The sequence below is a fragment of the Actinomyces sp. HMSC075C01 genome (assembly GCF_001812965.1).
Lineage (GTDB): Bacteria > Actinomycetota > Actinomycetes > Actinomycetales > Actinomycetaceae > Actinomyces > Actinomyces acetigenes.
Genome location: NZ_KV810984.1, coordinates 42,780 through 60,436 on the forward strand (window position 1 = coordinate 42,780; position 17,657 = coordinate 60,436).

The window sequence follows — 17,657 nt, forward strand, 5'->3', positions numbered from 1 at the left end:
TACATTCCTTAGCAGTCACATTTTTGTGCGCTCCCCGTGCACCCGTCCCTCATGATCGGAATCCATCGGCATGTCCCAGTCATCACTTCGCTCGCGGTGCGGGCGCAAAGGACTACTGCGCAGATTCTTTGCGGTGGTCGGTTCTCTTGCCATCGTCCTGGTGACCATGGTGTCGCTCCCGTGGACGGCGCCGTCCGCGGACGCCGCCACCGGAGAGCTGGATGTTCCTCTGGGGGACACCTCGGCACAGATCGGCTATGTGCGCACTATTCAGAGTAGTGATCGTATTACTGACACCGCGAGTGACGGACGCTCCTACACCTCGTACCCGTGGGAGTGGGGGAGGACCCGCGCCTGCATCCGCTACACGCCGGGAAGCAACCTCTACTGGACTGACATGGTGCGCGGCAGCAGCGGCCAGTATGCGGCGGTCGGTTACGGGCGCCCCCGCTGGGAACAGAACAGCTGCCCCGACGTCTACAAGGGGGAGGCCGCCGACCGGAGCCAGACCTCGCTGGGCTTCCAGCCCTCCGACACGACGAGCGTCAAGGTTGGTCAGGTCTTCCTCGTCGGTCGGATGAGGCACGTCAACAGCCCGGTGTACACCGACAGCAGCCGGGTCACGAACCCCGCCGAGGGCGGCACCTCCTACTACGGCAGCTTCAACATCCGTACCGCCGGCACAATCGAGGCGAACTTTCCCTGGAAGGAGTTCGACACCATCAATACGTGCACCGGAAAGCTCGGGTCGGACGGCAAGCTCGTCATCGGCGACTACGCCACTGAACAGGACACGGTGGCAACCCCCTACGCCTATGACCGCAACGGGAAAGTCGGTCGCTACGACGGGCGGACCTACACCTACATGTACCAGAACGGATCCCTGGTCTGGTTCAACGGCTACATGACGCAGGCCTTCACCGACAAGAACGGGCGTTCCTGCGCCGACGACATCCTCGACATCGAGTCCGACCGTTCCGACACCGCCTGGACGGACCCGAACACCGGCATCAAGTACAAGCTCAAGCTGTGGGGATTCGTCAACAACGGATCGGACCAGCAGTGCCTCGCTGACCTGGAGAAGGCGCAGACCTCCCAGCTGGAGGAGCGCTTCATCACCCGCGAGAACGCCACCTCCTTCGGCTGCCTCTACGGCTCCATCGAGCAGGAGCGTCCGGTCACCTTCGCCAAGGACGTCAAGGCGGACTCATCGGTTCAAGGATCGTTGACGATCCCCACCTTCAAGTACGCCAACGCCTCACCGGAGGGAACCTACGGCGCGCAGAAGTGGGGGACCCCCAGTCCCCTGACCCCCACCTGGAACGCTGAGGACGTCGATCCCACCTCCTACCCCCTGCTGGCCCCCAACGACGCCGCCACGGTGCAGGAGACGGGCACCAGTCCGCAGGCCTCCGTCGACCGGAAGACCGGTGAGGTCTGGACATCCGGGTGGTTCCTGCGCAATGTCAGCTGCACGGTGGGTAGTGGCGACGTTCCGTTGCTGCGCCGTGACGGAATCACCCGCCTGGACGAGTCCGACTCGGTGGACCTCGACAAACGCACGATCCGCCTCGATGAGACCCAGCTCGCCGAGCACCAGGACGAGGTCGGAGTCAAGTGCGTCTGGCACAACGAGTACGTCGTCGGCCGTGGACGCGTCACCCTCGTGACCGTCGTCGACGGCGGCAGCGCCAGGCCCGAGCAGTGGACCATGACCGCCAAGCCCGCCACCGAGGGGCTCTTCGGACAGAAGACCATCACCGGTGCCAGCGGCACGCCCGCCGTCAGCAAGGTCTACACCGCCGGCGGCACCTACGGTTTGTCCACGAGCAACGGCCCCGAGGGCTACTCGCAGAACGGCCCCTGGGTGTGCACCAACGACGACGGCAGCAACGTGCCCGTCAGCGCGGACAACAAGTTCGTGCTGGGCGAGGGAAAGAACGTCACCTGCGTCGTGCACCAGAAGCCCCAGCAGACCCCCGTCAGCGCGGTCAAGAGCGTCGACGGTGCCTCCGACGCCGCCACGGCGGGCTCCTACTCCCTGAGCTACACCTGCACCCCGGGCCCCGACGGCAAGGGCACCTCCACCGGCAAGATCACGGTGGACGCCAAGGGCAACGTCGCGGACCTGCCCGCCCAGCACGTGGGCGCCACCTGCGCCGTCACCGAGGATGCTCGTGACGCCAGGGGACTCAAGCAGCCGGCAACCCCCGCCGGCGGAAGCGTCAGCTGGAAGGACCCGGCCGCCTTCAAGGTGGTCACCAACCCCGGCAACCAGGAGAAGGAGCTCGCCTCCACCGCCGTGGCCCCGGCGAACGGCAACGCCGGCGGTGTCACCTTCACCGTGCCCGACTCCACGCAGGGTGCCGTGCGGATCAAGGTCGTCAACTCCGTCGTTCCGCACGCCGGTATCGACAAGACCTTCGCCAAGGTCACCAAGAGCACCGAGAAGGTCGACGGCAAGAACACCTTCGACCAGACCTACACGATCACGGTGACCAACCCCTCCGCCAAGGCGAGCCTCACCTACGACCTCAATGACGCCTGGCAGGTCCCCAACGGGGTCACCGTCCACAAGGTCAGCATCTCCGGTGGCGCCATCGCCGGCACCGAGACGCCTCAAGCCGGGGTCCCCTACACCAAGACCGGCATCACCCTGCCCGCGGGCCAGAAGCACACCTACACGGTGGTGCTCAACGTCTCCGGACCCGACGCCGGACTGCCCGGCATCCAGGGCACCTGCACCCCCGACGCCGTCGGTCAGGGCAAGGCCGTCTACAACAAGGCCTCGGTGACCACGAAGGGCGACGGGCAGCCCAAGGAGGCCGCAGCCTGCGGCACCCTGCCCATCAACCCCCAGTTCAAGGCCTCCAAGACCCCGCTCGACGTGGTCCGCAACAGCGATGGCACCTTCACCTCCAGCTACACGGTGACGGTCACCAACACCTCCGTGGTCGCCAGCCCGGTGGTCGCCGACCTCACCGACACCCCGCAGATGCCCGCCGGCACCTACCTGCACAAGGTGCGGATCCTGGAGAAGGGTGTGGACGCCCAGGGTGTGACCCTCCCCGGGAGGAACGACACCACCGGCACCTTCAACGGACCGATCACCCTCATCAAGGGGGGCACCGGCGAGTCCCTCGCCGCCGCTCCCCGGGCCGGGGCCGATGGTGGCAGCCGCACCTTCACGATGCAGATGACCTTTACCGTTCGCGAGAACACCCCGGGCTACAACGAGTCCGACTTCCAGTGCGGCCACCAGCGCGCCGACGGCAAGCCCTCCGGCTTGGTCAACACCATCGCCATGGAGGGGGACACCGACGGCGAGGAGAACAACCACGGCTGCCTGTCCACCGACGGCAAGCTGAAGTTCTCCAAGGAGGTCACCACCCAGCCGGGCAACGGCTCGACCTTCGACGTCGTCTACACCGTGAGCGTGGTCAACGAGGGATCGCTGACCGTGTCGACCGGACCGATCAACGACAAGCCCTCCTTCGCCCCCGGGCTCAACCCGACCCTGGTCAAGGTGCAGCGCGAGATGGGACCGGCCCGGACGGTCGCGGCCCAGCCCGACGGCTCCTACCGCCTGTCCGACAATGAGAAGCTCTACTCGGGCCTGACGATCCGCTACACGATCACCTTCACGGTGACGATCGACCCGTCAGCCGCTGGATACAGCGATGAGCTGCTGTCCTGCACCACGGACAAGGAGCGCCTCGTCCCCGGCCACGGCCTGTACAACAAGGTCATTCCTCAGGAGGGCAAGGACTCCGACACCCGGCCCGACCACGACGTGGCCTGTGCCAATGTCTCGCCCAATGCCGGCAAGCGCATCCTGTCGATCATCAAGACCGGCAGCCAGGGCCCCCTGGATGACGCGGCCTTCGACATCTACCCGATGGACCCCTCCTCTCCGGGTGCCAAGCCCCTGTCCGACGGCGTGACCTTCACCGGCGGCAAGGGAACCGGAACCTTCACCACCACAGGACTGGCCATCAACCGCGAGTACTGGCTGGTGGAGACCAAGGCTCCCGCCGGGCACCAGCTCATGGCCAAGCCGGCCCGCTTCAAGGTGACCGACACGGGCATCGAGCTCATCACCCCCGACCCCGGTGGCTCGGCCCTGACGGTCTCGCGCAGCGGGGCCAGCAAGTCCGACGACACGATCACCATCCGAGACGTTCAGGTCGGCACCCTGCCCCTGTCCGGCGGACGCGGCATCGGAATGAACATCGCCGTCGGTATCGCGGCCATCGCCGGCGCCGGCCTGCTGGCGCTGCGTCAACGAAAGACTTCCTCGTTCGGGCGCTCGGCCTGATCGCGAGAAGAACCCAGGACTCCGCTCCGTCGCGCGCGGGTCACCCCATTTATCCCTCATTCATCCCAACAACACAGGAGAGACCAGAAATGCACTCCCTCAACACGCGCCGGGGCCTTGGCCTCGCCGCTGCGATGACGCTCGCCGTCGGCGCGCTCATCGCCCCGACCGGCGTGGCGGCACCAGCTGACCCGAACGGATCCACCATCGACCCCGACGCGGCCACGACGCTGACCGTCCACAAGTGCGAGCAGACCGACACCAACGGCGTCACGGAGGGGACCGGTAACGAGGACCCCCAGGCCGAGTGCAAGCCCGTCTCCGGCGTCGAGTTCACCATCACCAAGCTGAACGTGGACCTGACCACCTCCGAGGGCTGGAAGCAGCTCGCCGAGATCAAGGGCGATGTGGCCAAGGCCGGTGACCTCAAGAGCAACACCGTCCAGAAGATCACCACCGGTGCTGACGGTCTGGCCTCCTTCACCGACGCTCAGACCGATGTCGGCGCCTACCTCGTCAGCGAGACCAAGACCCCGGACAAGGTCATCCCGGCCGAGGACTTCGTCGTCACCCTGCCGATGACCAACCCGCAGGACACCACCAAGTGGAACTACAACGTCCACGTCTACCCCAAGAACACCCTCTCCGGTGTGGACAAGCAGGTGGCGGACAAGAAGGCCCCCGGTTCCGGCCAGGACCTCACCTACACCATCACCACCTCCATCCCGAAGGTGGACTACCCCGGTGGCGCGCGCATCAAGCGCTACGAGGTCGTTGACCGGCTCGACAAGCGCATCAACAAGAACACCCTCGCCCCGGTCGTCAAGATCGTCGGTCAGAACGAGGTGACCCTGGCGGACACCACCGACTACACCCTCATCACCGCTGACGGTCAAGACCACAACTGGGCCACCATCCAGCTCACCGAGGAGGGACGTCGCAAGGCCGCCGAGGCGCGTCACAACGGCAACGGCGAGACCAAGCTCCAGGTGACCCTCACCGCCACCTTCGACCCCAAGTCCGTTGACCTCGAGGGCGTGCTGTCCAACACCGCGGGACTCATCCCCAACGACAGCCCCAACTTCACCTGGGACCCCAACAACCCCGGCACCACCACGGAGGTCCCCGGTATCCCCACCACCCCCGTGCTCACCAAGTACGGGAAGGTCAACGTCACCAAAACCGGTACCGACAAGCTGGCTGACAAGACCAAGTACAACGGCGCCGAGTTCCAGGTCTACGAGTGCACCAAGACCGCCAGCGGTGCCACGCTGCGCGACGCCGACCCCAGCACCCCGACCGTCGACCCGCTGACCATCGGTGGGGAGAAGACCTTCACCACCGCCGGCCAGGGAACGGTCACCATCAACTCGCTGCGCGCCAATGACTACGTCGACGGCGTGAAGAAGGACCAGCTGACCGACGAGGACCACTACTGCCTCGTTGAGACCAAGGCTCCTGAGGGCTACAGCCTCCAGGCCGACCCGATCCCCTTCCGGGTCCTGGCCGATGACGCCGAGGGGAAGGTCCCGACCGAGGTGACCGTCACCGACGTCCCGAAGAACGCCGGCTTCCGCCTGCCGCTGACCGGTGCCAACGGCGTCATCTTCCTGACCGTCGCCGGTGCCCTGCTGGTGGCCGGTGGCGCGGTGGTCGCCTACGCCAACAAGCGCCGTCACGCTGCCAAGCACTGACAGCCCTTGGCAGCCACTGAGGTGACCGGCCCCAGCCGGCCGTCATCACGCTGACTGCTTCCTTGTGGGGGAGGCGGGAGAACCCGTCTCCCCCACAAGGGCGTCACAGGGATCCTCCCTGCCAATCGTTAAAGCCACAACCGATCCCCAACCGTCTCTCGCAGCGAGCTGCGCAGACAACCCGACGCAGGAAGGCAAGGTTCTTCGTGACAGCGCCACTCCCTTCACTTCGTGACTGCATCGCCCAGTCCCGCATGAACCAGGCCCAGGGGGAGCCCGACTCCGCGGCCCCGCAGCCCGGCCCGGACGGCCCGGACGGCCCGGACTCTGCGGACATCGACCCGAAGAAGGCGGCCCGCCGCAAGGTCCTGCGTGAGCGCCTCCTGACCTGGCTCCCGCTGGTCCTGGTGCTGGTCGGCGTCGCCGTCCTCCTCTACCCGGTCATGGCGACCCAGCACAACAACGACGAGCAGCAGCGCCTGGCCAAGATGTACACCGCCTCCGTCGAGGCGGCCGGCCCGGACACCGTCGCCAAGGAGCGCGCCTCCGCCGAGACCTACAACAACAACCTGGAGAGCGCGCCGATCCTCGACCCCTGGCTCGAGTCGCAGCGCCCCGACACCCCCCAGTACCAGGCCTACCTCCACGAGATGGACATCGACCCGGTCATGGCCCGGATCGTCATCCCCTCCATCCACGTGAGCCTGCCCGTCTACCACGGCACCGACAGCCGCACCCTGACGGAGGGAATCGGGCACCTGTTCGGCACGAGCCTGCCGATCGGCGGCCCCTCCACCCACGCGGTCCTCACCGGCCACACCGGGCTGTCCACCGCGACCATGTTCGACAACCTCAACCAGCTCAAGAAGGGCGACGTCTTCTATGTCTCCTCCCTGGGCCAGACCCTCAAGTACGAGGTCAACGACATCACCGTCGTCAAGCCCGAGGAGACCGACTCCCTGCGCAAGGTCCCCGGGCGCGACCTGGTCACCCTCATCACCTGCACGCCCTACGGCGTCAACTCCCACCGCCTCCTGGTCACCGGTGAGCGTGTCCCCATGGACCCCACGGCCGCTGCGGCCGAGGAGGCCAAGGCCCTGCCCGCCCCCATGCAGACCTGGATGAAGGCCATCATCGTGGCCGTCGCCGTCATCCTGGCGGTCGTCGTCGGAATCCTCGTGCGTCTGTGGTGGATGCGTCGTCGGCGCGCCCGGGGCGCCAACGGGCGGGCCGTCAAGGACTCAGCCGCCCGTGAGGGCAGCAGCAGTGATGACCGTGGTGATGGCCGCAGTGACGACGCGGCCGACGTCGGTGCGGCGAAGCACTGGCCCGGACGCCACCTGCAGGACGTCGTCGGCTCCGCCGGGGCGGATGCGCAGTTCACCGACCAGACCAGTGAGCTCGAGGTCCTTGGCCCATCGGCCGCTGCCGGGGAGACTGCTGGAAACGAGGCCTCTCAGGCTCCGGCGTCTGCGCCCGCCGAGCAGCCGGACCCGGGGACTGCCTCCCCCTACGGGCCGATCACCGCGGCCGCGGGCGACCAGGGGGAGGACCCGTTCAGTGACCTGGAGGCGCGCGAGTCGTGAGCAGTCCCGCACAGGAATCGCTGCTGACGTCCTGTTGGTTGGTGCGTGCAAGAACCTACGATCGGCCGGTGGCCTCCTACCAGTCGCAGTCCTCCCGCTCCCTGGGGCAGCTGCGCCTGCGCGGGGGCCTGCTGGCCCTGTCCTGCCTGGCGGCGACGCTCGGCCTGTGGGGACTGTTCGTGTTCACCCACACCGGTCAGGTCCTTGACGCCATGGCCCTGGAGGGCTCGGAGATCGGGGCGCACTACGTGAGCGCCCACGCCCGCAGGCTCCTGTCGGTCGTGTCCATGCCTGCGGCGGTCGTCCTGGTGGTGACGATCCTCGTCATCGGCCTGCTGCGCCGCAGCCACCGGCGCGCCGTGTGGGCTGTCGTCGCCGTGGCCGGTGCCAACCTGACCACCCAGATCCTCAAGTACCGAATCCTGTGGCGACCCGACTTCAACATCACCGAGCGCTGGGACAACGCCAACACCCTGCCATCGGGGCACACCACCATGGCGGCCTCCGCCGCGGTCGCCCTCATCCTGCTGTCCGGGCGGCGCTGGCGGCCGCTGTCGGCCTGGGCCGGGGCACTGTTCACCATCGCCATGGGCTACTCCACCCTCGTGTGCCAGTGGCACCGCCCCTCAGACGTCCTGGCCGGGATCCTCGTGCCCGTCGCCTGGGGCGCCCTCGCCGTGGCCGGCGGGGCCTGGCGCGCCCCCTGGTCCCTGCGCGAGGGAACCGGGGAGGAGGGCTCCGGTGAGGTGCCCGGACTGACCACCGTGGGGACGATCCCGGTGACGGCCGCCGGGCCGCGCCTGTGGTACCAGCTCGTCGGCAATATTCTGATGGCCGCTGCCGGCATCGTGTGCACCCTGGGGGCGCTCGGCCTGGGCGCCTGGGTGTGGTGGCACCTGGACGTCCCGGAGACGCGCTGGCAGCTCTTCGGCGCCTACGCCACCGGGTCGGTGGCCGTCGTCGGTATCACCTGCCTGGCGCTGTCCGCACTCGTCTCGCTGACCGACTGGGGCCGCACCCGCCGCAAGCACGAGGCCCGCCACCGCGACTGACGCCTACCCGGCGCCGTCGGGTACGTGAGCGCCTCGCGTTCGTAGGGTAGCCCTCGCGTTCGTACCCTGAACCCCCGAACGCGCGGCATAAGGTACGAACGCGACGGCGGCCTACGTGGCCCCGGTCCTACTCCTCGACGGCCGCGGCCGGGAGCCTGACGCTGAAGGTCGTCCCGTGGTCCTCGGACGCGGTGGAGGAGTCGACGTCGATGCTCCCGCCGTGGGACTGGACGATGGCCAGCGCGATCGACATGCCCAGGCCCGTGGAGCCGGTGCGCCGCTCGCGCGAGGAGTCGCCCCGGGCGAAGCGCTCGAAAAGCCGGTCGCGCACATCGGGAGCGATACCCGGGCCGTCGTCGTGGATGCGCACGATGAGCGTGTCGCCCTCGCGGGTCAGCGTCGTGGTCACATGGCTGCCGGCCGGCGTGTGGACCCGGGCGTTGGCCAGGAGGTTGACGACGACCTGACGCAGGCGGGCCTCATCACCGATGACCAGCGGAGGCTCGGGCAGGAAGTCCTCGGCCTCCTCCGGCGTGGCGTCGGCCGGCGGCTCCAGGACGGCCAGATCCAGCTGCCAGTCATGGTCGGGGCCGGCCGCACGGGCGTCGGCCACCGTGTCCACCAGAAGACCGACCAGGTCCACCTCCTCACGGCGCAGCTCGCGCCCGGCGTCCAGGCGGGCCAGCAGCAGCAGGTCCTCGACGAGCGCCGTCATCCGCACCGACTCGGAGTGCACGCGCTCCAGGGCGTAGGTGGCCTCCTCCGGCAGGTCGGCGTCGGCCCCCTCGCGGCGGATGAGCTCGGTGTAGCCACGGATCGAGGCCAGCGGCGTGCGCAGCTCGTGGGAGGCGTCGGCCACGAACTGGCGCACCTGCGTCTCCGAGCGCTGGCGCGCAGCCAGGGCGGACTCCACGTGCCCCAGCAGCGTGTTGAGGGCGCCGCCGACCTGCCCGACCTCGGCCGAGGAGTCCAGGTCCGCCTTCTCCACGCGGTCCTCGATGCTCACCTCGCCGCGCTCCAGCGGTTGAGAGGCCACGCGTTGCGCGGTGCGGGCCACCCGCTCCAGGGGCGCCAGGGAGGAGCGCACCATGGTCCGCCCGGCCAGGGCCACCACGAGGGCACCCACCAGGGCCACCGCCAGCTCGATGAGCAGCTGGGTGCGGATGAGGGCCTTGTCCCCCTCCAGGGAGAGTCCGGTGATGACCGTGCTGCCCGAGGTCTCGTCACGGGTGGCCACCACCCGGTAGCTGCCCAGGTGGTGCAGGTGCACGGTAACTGGGTGGTCCTCCGTGGCCTGGGACAGCAGCAGCCGGCAGTCCTCCTTGGAGATGGCCGCGTAGTGGCCGTTCTTGTCGATGTAGGCCGCGGCCTCACTGGCCTCACCGCCGGAGGACGACGCCTGCGGAGTAATGAGCGTCAGGGTCCCGGTCGACTGCCCGGCGGCGTCGAGGCCCGGAGGGACCCCCTCCTTGCCTGGGCCGCCGTCGGCCCCGTCGGGCTGATCGCCCGGTTTGTCCGCGCCCTCCTGGGCCGCCTCCTCGGAGGCCTTCCTGGCCTCCTGCGTCAGGTCGTGGCGCTTGTCGGCGGCGCGCTGGGCGGCCGCCATCAGCTGGCTGTCCGTGCGTGCCATGAGCGTGTGGCGCAGGCTGACGGTGGAGAAGGCGCTCATGACCGCCGCCATGACTAGCACCAGCCCGAGCACCCCGACCACCAGCCGGGTGCGCAGACTGCGAGGAGGCCTCAGGAGCGAGCCGGGCCGCCATGAGCGCAGGCTCATCCGCCGCCCGGTTGGTGCCGGCTGCTGGGACATCTGCGGGTGCTCAGCTGCGCTCATCCGTGCCGGCGGCCGGCTTGAGGACGTACCCGACGCCGCGCATCGTGTGGATCATGGGCTCGCGGCCCTTGTCGATCTTGCGGCGCAGGTAGGAGATGTAGAGCTCGACGATATTGGCCTGCCCGCCGAAGTCGTAGTTCCACACCCGGTCCAGGATCTGCGGCTTAGACAGGACCCGGCGGGGGTTGCGCATGAGGTAGCGCAGCAGCTCGAACTCGGTGGCGGTCAGCTGGATCTCGTCCTCGCCGCGCCAGACCTCGTGGGAGTCCTCGTCCATGCGCAGGTCCCCGACCTCCAGCAGGGAGGCCTGCTTCTCCTCACTGGCCCCGGAGCGGCGTAGCAGGGCGCGCAGCCGGGCCACGACCTCCTCCAGGGAGAAGGGCTTGGTGACGTAGTCGTCGCCTCCGGCGGTCAGTCCGGCCACCCGGTCCTCGACGGCGTCCTTGGCCGTCAGGAACAGGACCGGCACGTTCGGGCGGTGGCCGCGCACCCGGCGCATCACCTCCAGGCCGTCGAAGTCGGGCAGCATGATGTCCAGGACGATGACGTCGGGGTCGATCTCCTGGGCGGACCGGACGGCTGCGATCCCGGTCCCGGCGGTGGTGACCTCCCAGCCCTCGTAACGCAGGGCGGAGGCGAGCAGGTCGGCGAGCATCTGCTCGTCGTCGACGACCAGGACGCGTAGGGGGGTGCCGTCGGCGCGGGTGAGGTTCTCGGTGGGGGCGTTAGTCACGTCGTCTATTCAACAGGAAGGTGCTGTGCTCGACCACAGGACGACCTGTGTCTCGACTGTGTTACCGATCTGAGACCGAACGGAGACATGGCGACGCGAGTGCTGTGACATGCTTAAGCGGTCATGCGTCTTGGTTGTTGATCTCCACATTCGCGTGCACCAGAACGTTACTACGTAGCGTAGCCTCCCGGAGGGCGGCCAAGTGGTATCTCCGCCGTCCCTCATCCGGTGTGTCGCCGTCGGTGAGCCGGCGTCGACATCATTTCCCTCATACAGCAACAGCAGGAGAGTCATGGAATACGTCGATGGCAACGAGCGCCGCTTCGGTGCCGAGGACCTGTTCTTCTCGACGACGGATACCAAGGGTGTCATTCGCAGGACCAACCGGGTCTTCAACTCGCTGTCCCGTTACAGCTCCGAGGAGCTCGTCGGCTCTCCGCACAACATCATCCGGCACGATGACATGCCCGCCGGTGCCTTCAAGCTCATGTGGGATGAGCTCGAGCAGGGACGCTCCTCCTGCGTCTACGTGCTCAACCGGGCCAAGGACGGGCGGGACTACTGGGTCTTCGCCACGATCGCCCCGCTGGCCGACGGCTACCTGTCTGTGCGCGTGCGCCCGACCAACCACGCCATGTTCACGCCCGTCAAGGAGATCTACGCCCGCGTGCGCGCCGCCGAGCGCGCCTACGCCGAGGAGGGGCACGGGCGCCGGGAGGTCGCCGAGCACGGGGCCGCGCTGCTGACCGAGGAGCTCGCGAAGCTTCAGTACCACGACCTGCACAACTTCGCCCGGGCCGCCCTGCCGCGCGAGCTGGCCCTGCTGGTCGTCGAGGGCGTGCGGGTGCCGCCGCGCGCCGAGTCGGACGATCCCATGTCCGCCGTCCTGCAGGCCGTCGCCGCCATCGAGCGGGACACCGACAAGCTCATCTTCCAGCTCGGCGAGTACCAGGAGCTCATCAACGGCCTGGGCTCCTGGGCCGGAGGGGTGCGCTCGGTCATTGACCGGGCCGACCGCGTGGGCTCCCTTATGGGGGAGGTGACCAGCCTCGACGCCGAGTCCTCCGTGCCCACCGTCTCCGAGCGTGTCAAGGAGCGCGGGGCTCAGGCCGTCGAGGTGCTGCGCCAGCTCAACTCCTCCCTCGTGGCGCTCTACGAGGCGGCCTCCGAGGTGCGCTTCCGCAGCTCGATGATGCGTCTGCACACCCTCATGGCCGGCATCTTCGCCGCCGCCGTCCTGGACGGCCAGGAGGGGGAGTCCGCCGACGCCATCGGCGACCTCGCCGAGGCGATGCTCTCCGACCTGGAAGAGCTCGTGCCCTCCTGCCAGGAGGCGGCGAACCTGGCTGAGCGCCTGGAGGGTGACCTTCGCTCCGTGGTCAGCAACCTCGACCGCGTCAAGCGGCCCTTCCAGCGCTGGATCCGCGCTCTTCAGGACGAGGGGGCTCAGGCGCTCGTCGAGGGCGTCGACGCCGAGGCCGCCCTGAGTGAGGCCGTCGCCGTGGGTGAACAGGGCTTCCCGGAGACGGCCTCACTGGCCGAGCTGGCCGCCAAGGTCCGCGGCGTCGTTGTGACCTTGGACGAACCCGTCATCCGTCAGCGGGTGGCGACGGTCCGCGAGACCCTGAGTCACCTGGGGAGTAGTTGGCGATAATCCACAAGATAGGTCCCACCTTATTGGTGACAATGTCATAAATTGTCTTCCGCGGGTCCGCGCGTGTCACTAGGTTCTTCTCGGCACTGTGTGAGGAGCTAAGGAAAGAGTCCTCGGCGAGGTGCTCCCGCGAATTATTCACTTTGAAGGAAAGCACCATGGAGTCGCAGGTCGGTTACGAGCGTTTGTTCGATCCGCAGGACATCTTCTTTTCCACCACGGATCTCAAAGGCGTCATTCAGAACACAAACCGGACGTTCGATACGCTGTCGCGTTACTCGCGCGAGCGTCTCATCGGGGCTCCGCACAACATCATTCGTCACCTGGACATGCCGGCGGGTCTGTTCCGTCTCATCTGGGACGATCTGCAGACTCGGCGCCCAGCCTGCGGGTACATCACCAACCGTGCCGTGGACGGCCTGGACTACCGGGTCTTTGCCACCATCGTGCCGCTGCGCCAGGGGTACCTGTCGGTGCGGATCAAGCCGATGGACACTGCGACCAGGGAGCGGGTCGAGGAGGTCTACCGCCGGGTGCGCGCCAAGGAGCGCGACCTTCAGGCCCGGGGCGCCTCGCGCCACCAGCTCGGCGAGTTCGGTGGTCGCGAGCTGGCCGCGGAGCTGGCGGCCCTGGGCTTCCCCTCCCTGCACGACATGACGCTGGTGACCCTGCCGCGCGAGGTGGCCGCCCTGGTGGCCGCCGGGGTGCGTGTCCCTGCGGCCGCCCCCGAGGGGCTGGGCGCCGTGGCCCGGATCCTCAACGCGACGGCCGCCATGGAGAAGGACACCGATGCCCTGGTCTTCGAGCTCGACGAGTACCTGCGCCTCATCACCACCATGGAGGCCACCCACGACTCGGCCCGGGCGGTGGAGGCGCGGGTGGGGCGCATCGGCCAGCTGGTCTCCCACGACGTCGGCGACAGCGCCCAGACCAAGGTGCTCATGCTCAGCGAGCGCATCACCGAGCTCACCGGCGTCGCGGGCGCGGAGCTCAGCGCACTGCCCTCGCGGCTCAAGGTCCTGCACCAGTCGGTCACCGAGCTGCGCTTCTCGGTGGCCCTCATGCGCCTGCTCACCCTCATGGTGGGGTGCTTCGCGCAGTCCATCCTCGATGGCACCGAGGTGGACGCCGTGCACTCCCTGACGGACCTGTGTGAGGCGCTGGAGTCCGGCTTCCGCGGCCTGGGCCCCGTGCTGCAGACCGTCAGCGGCCAGGTCGCCCAGCTCAATGACGCCCTGCGCACCGTGACCTCCAGCCTGGACCGGGCGGCCCGGCGCCTGGGGCAGTGGGTGGATCTGCGCGGCGGCGGGGCCGGCTCCTCGGGCTCGCCGATCATCGACGAGGTCGCCCAGCTCACCTCCCGCGGATTCCCCGAGGTCCGCTCCTTGGCCGAGCTGGCCGCCGAGTGCCGCGGGCTGCACCTGCCCTACGACGAGAACGTCGCCGCTCAGCGCCTGGCGGCCGTGCGCGGCGCCCTGGCCGAGCCCATCTGAGACGAAAGTCGTTCTTCCGGACACTGCCTGGTTGGAAAAGGTGGGTGGTGCGTTACAGTCGGCTGGGAGCCGGTGCGAGCCGTCTCCCTCCGTCCCCCTCGTCAGGGCCCCGGATCGCCCGGATCGTCACGATCACGGGGAGACCGCCGGGACCTGCCGACAACCACCCGCAGACCCGCCAGCCGCGGCCAGCCGCGCACCACCCGTGAGGAAGGCTTTACGTGTCCACCAAGCTCGTCATCGTGGAGTCCCCCAACAAGGTGCGCTCCATTGCCGGCTACCTGGGTCCGGAGTTCGACGTCGAGGCCTCCGTGGGGCACATCCGCGACCTGCCGCAGCCCTCCGAGCTGCCCGCCACCATGAAGAAGGGGCCCTACGGGAAGTTCGCGGTCGACGTCGAGGACGACTTCACCCCCTACTACGTCGTCAACCCCGACAAGAAGAAGACGGTCGCCCAGCTCAAGAAGGCCCTCAAGGAGGCCGACGAGCTCTACCTGGCCACCGACGACGACCGCGAGGGCGAGGCCATCGCCTGGCACCTCCAGCAGGTCCTCAAGCCCAAGGTGCCGGTGCGCCGCATGGTCTTCACCGAGATCACCCGCGAGGCCGTCACCCGCGCCCTGGACAACACCCGCGAGCTGGACATCCACCTCGTTGACGCCCAGGAGACCCGCCGCATCCTGGACCGTCTCGTGGGCTACGAGGTCAGCCCGGTCCTGTGGCGCAAGGTCCGCGCCGGCCTGTCCGCCGGGAGAGTCCAGTCAGTGGCCACCCGCCTCGTCGTCGAGCGCGAGCGCGAGCGCATGGCCTTCCGCTCCGCCTCCTACTGGGGGGTGGAGGCCACCTTCTCCACCGTCCTGTCCGCCGTGGACGTCACTGCCCGCCAGGAGGCCTCCTTCACCGCCCGGCTCGTCACCCTCGACGGGCGGCGCGTGGCCACCGGCCGCGACTTCAACGACGACGGCCAGCTGCGCCCCGCCGCGCTCAAGGCCTCCACCGTCCACCTCCACCAGGTGGGGGCCACCGCCGTGGCCGAGGCCATCGGCCGGGGCGAGCCCCGCGTGGTCGGCGTGGAGGACAAGCCCTACAAGCGCCGCCCGGCCGCCCCCTTCACCACCTCCACCCTCCAGCAGGAGGCCTCCCGCAAGCTGCGCATGAACCCGCGCGAGACCATGCGTGTGGCGCAGGGCCTCTACGAGAACGGCTTCATCACCTACATGCGCACCGACTCCACGGTCCTGTCCGGCCAGGCCGTGGCCGCGGCCCGCTCGCAGGTGGCCGAGCTCTACGGGGCCGAGTACGTCCCCGAGCGCCCCCGCGTCTACGCCTCCAAGTCCAAGGGCGCCCAGGAGGCCCACGAGGCGATCCGACCCGCCGGCGACCACTTCCGCACCCCCGCGCAGGTCTCCGGCGAGCTCACCGGCGCCCAGTTCCGCCTCTACGAGCTCATCTGGAAGCGGACCGTGGCCTCCCAGATGGCCGACGCCGTCGGCTCGACCGCCACGGTGACCGTCGAGGTGCCGCTGACGCCCGCGACCGGCGAGTCGCGCGACTCCGGCCCCACCTTCTCCACGGCCGGTCTGACGGCGTCGGGCACCGTCATCACCTTCCGCGGCTTCCTGGCCGCCTATGAGGAGGGGCGCGACGCCGAGCGCTACCAGGACGACGCCGGCGCCGCCGCCAAGGACTCCAAGGACGTGCGCCTGCCCGCGATGATCGCCGGCCAGGAGCTGGCCGCCCTGGGCGCCGAGGCCTCCGGCCACGAGACCACGCCGCCGCCGCGCTACACCGAGGCCTCCCTGGTCAAGGCCCTTGAGGAGCGGGAGATCGGCCGTCCCTCGACGTACGCGGCCACCATGTCCACCATCTCCGACCGCGGCTACGTCGACCACCGCGGCCAGGCCCTGGTGCCGACCTGGCTCGCCTTCGCCGTCACGCGGCTGCTGGAGGAGAACTTCACCGAGCTCGTCGACTACGACTTCACCGCCTCCATGGAGCGCGACCTGGACCGGATCGCCGCCGGCGAGGAGGACCGGGTCGCCTGGCTGCGGCGCTTCTACAACGGTCAGGGGGGTGCCGGCGCCCCGGAGGCCGCCCAGGCCGCCTCGGGTGAGCTCGACGCCGCGGCCGCCGCGCTGCGCGCCCAGGGGCTCAAGGGCCTGGTGGACAATCTCGGTGAGATCGACGCCCGCGCCGTCAACTCCATCGACATCGGCGAGGGCATCACCCTGCGCGTGGGGCGCTACGGCCCCTACCTGGAGGACGCCGAGGGCAAGCGCGCCAACGTGCCGGCCGACCTCGCCCCCGACGAGCTGAGCGTTGACAAGGCCCGAGAGCTCTTCACCCGCGCCGCTGACGACGGCCGCGAGCTCGGCGTCGACCCGGTCAGCGGGCACGTCATCATCGCCAAGGACGGCCGCTACGGCCCCTATGTCACCGAGGTCCTGCCCGAGCCGGAGGAGACGGCCGGGGCGGAGACGGCGAAGGCAGCAACGACTGCGAAGATGGCCAAATCGACGAAGGCGAAGAAGACCGCGAAGGCCGCCAAGCCCAAGCCCCGTACCGCCAGCCTCCTGCGCTCCATGGACCTGTCCACCGTGACCCTGGAGCAGGCCCTGGACCTGCTGAGCCTGCCGCGCGTCGTCGGGCAGGACCCGGAGTCGGGGGAGGACATCACCGCCCAGAACGGCCGCTACGGGCCCTACCTCAAGAAGGGCACGGACTCGCGCTCCCTGGAGACCGAGGAGCAGATCTTCACCGTCGCCCTGGAGCAGGCCCTGGAGATCTTCGCCCAGCCCAAGCGGCGTCGAGGACAGGCGGCCGCCCGCGGACCGCTGCGCGAGCTGGGCCAGGACCCGGCCACTGACAAGCCGGTGGTCATCAAGGACGGCCGCTTCGGTCCCTACATCACTGACGGGCAGACCAACGTCACCGTGCCCCGCAGCGAGGACCCGGCCACTATCAGCGCTGAGCGGGCCTTCGAGCTGCTGGCGGACAAGCGCGCCAAGGGCCCGGCCAAGAAGCGCACCACCCGCAAGACCGCCGCCAAGACGACGACGAAGAAGGCTGCCACCAAGAAGACCGCCGCCAAGAAGGCCACTGCCAAGACGGCGTCGAGCAAGGCGGCCGCCTCGAAGGAGGGCTGAGGGGCCGCGGCGGTGCTGTGGACGTGCGGCGTCGGTGCGGGCCGCTGTTGCTGACCGCCGCCGTCGCCGGCCACTGCCGCCGGTTGCCGTCGCAAGCCTTGGCCGGGGACAGTCCACGCGTCCGGGGATCGGATTCCTGTCCCCGAC

The 17,657-nt window shown here is 68.9% G+C and carries 9 protein-coding genes; 7 read left to right on the plus strand and 2 right to left on the minus strand.

Annotated features, from left to right (window positions below; translation table 11 throughout):
* Positions 1-133 precede the first annotated feature (133 nt).
* The 4 genes from HMPREF2883_RS15755 (at position 134) to HMPREF2883_RS05165 (ending at position 8,650) form a co-directional block, all read left to right on the plus strand.
* Entirely contained in the window at positions 134-4,318 is a 4,185-nt protein-coding gene (locus tag HMPREF2883_RS15755; RefSeq protein ID WP_275531655.1) for a SpaA isopeptide-forming pilin-related protein, read from the plus strand.
* Positions 4,319-4,407: 89 nt separating this feature from the next.
* Positions 4,408-6,012 (plus strand): SpaH/EbpB family LPXTG-anchored major pilin, encoded by a 1,605-nt coding sequence (locus tag HMPREF2883_RS05155; RefSeq protein ID WP_070659372.1) that lies wholly within the window; start codon positions 4,408-4,410, stop codon positions 6,010-6,012.
* Positions 6,013-6,218: 206 nt separating this feature from the next.
* Positions 6,219-7,598: a class C sortase gene (locus HMPREF2883_RS05160; protein WP_070659374.1), complete on the plus strand. Its 1,380-nt coding sequence runs from the start codon at positions 6,219-6,221 to the stop codon at positions 7,596-7,598.
* A 68-nt stretch (positions 7,599-7,666) separates the two neighbouring features.
* Complete coding sequence (locus HMPREF2883_RS05165; RefSeq protein WP_070659376.1) at positions 7,667-8,650, plus strand: phosphatase PAP2 family protein; 984 nt, start codon at positions 7,667-7,669, stop codon at positions 8,648-8,650.
* A 127-nt stretch (positions 8,651-8,777) separates the two neighbouring features.
* On the opposite strand, the gene HMPREF2883_RS05170 is transcribed toward HMPREF2883_RS05165, so the two are convergent.
* Both HMPREF2883_RS05170 and HMPREF2883_RS05175 read right to left on the minus strand, forming a co-directional pair.
* On the minus strand, positions 8,778-10,460 hold the full coding sequence (locus HMPREF2883_RS05170; RefSeq protein WP_176747150.1) for a sensor histidine kinase: 1,683 nt from the start codon (positions 10,458-10,460) through the stop codon (positions 8,778-8,780).
* A gap of 10 nt (positions 10,461-10,470) precedes the next feature.
* Positions 10,471-11,217: a response regulator transcription factor gene (locus HMPREF2883_RS05175; RefSeq protein WP_070659378.1), complete on the minus strand. Its 747-nt coding sequence runs from the start codon at positions 11,215-11,217 to the stop codon at positions 10,471-10,473.
* Positions 11,218-11,509: 292 nt separating this feature from the next.
* Between HMPREF2883_RS05175 and HMPREF2883_RS05180 the strand changes: the two genes are divergently transcribed.
* From HMPREF2883_RS05180 to topA, 3 genes are all read left to right on the plus strand, one after another.
* A complete protein-coding gene (locus tag HMPREF2883_RS05180; protein WP_070659380.1) occupies positions 11,510-12,871 on the plus strand; it encodes a PAS domain S-box protein in 1,362 nt (453 codons plus the stop codon).
* Positions 12,872-13,029: 158 nt separating this feature from the next.
* Positions 13,030-14,364, plus strand: coding sequence for a PAS domain-containing protein (locus HMPREF2883_RS05185; RefSeq protein ID WP_070659382.1), 1,335 nt, complete (start codon positions 13,030-13,032; stop codon positions 14,362-14,364).
* A gap of 221 nt (positions 14,365-14,585) precedes the next feature.
* Positions 14,586-17,510 carry a type I DNA topoisomerase gene (gene topA, locus HMPREF2883_RS05190; protein WP_070659385.1) on the plus strand — a complete coding sequence of 975 codons (2,925 nt, stop codon included), beginning with the start codon at positions 14,586-14,588 and terminating at the stop codon, positions 17,508-17,510.
* Positions 17,511-17,657: the final 147 nt, after the last annotated feature.

What these genes read in the sequence shown, in the direction of transcription:
- HMPREF2883_RS05185 (WP_070659382.1), top strand. Translation starts at nt 13,030, where the DNA reads ATGGAGTCGCAGGTCGGTTACGAGCGTTTGTTCGATCCGCAGGACATC.
- HMPREF2883_RS05170 (WP_176747150.1), bottom strand. Translation starts at nt 10,460, where the DNA reads ATGTCCCAGCAGCCGGCACCAACCGGGCGGCGGATGAGCCTGCGCTCA.
- HMPREF2883_RS05155 (WP_070659372.1), top strand. Translation starts at nt 4,408, where the DNA reads ATGCACTCCCTCAACACGCGCCGGGGCCTTGGCCTCGCCGCTGCGATG.
- HMPREF2883_RS05180 (WP_070659380.1), top strand. Translation starts at nt 11,510, where the DNA reads ATGGAATACGTCGATGGCAACGAGCGCCGCTTCGGTGCCGAGGACCTG.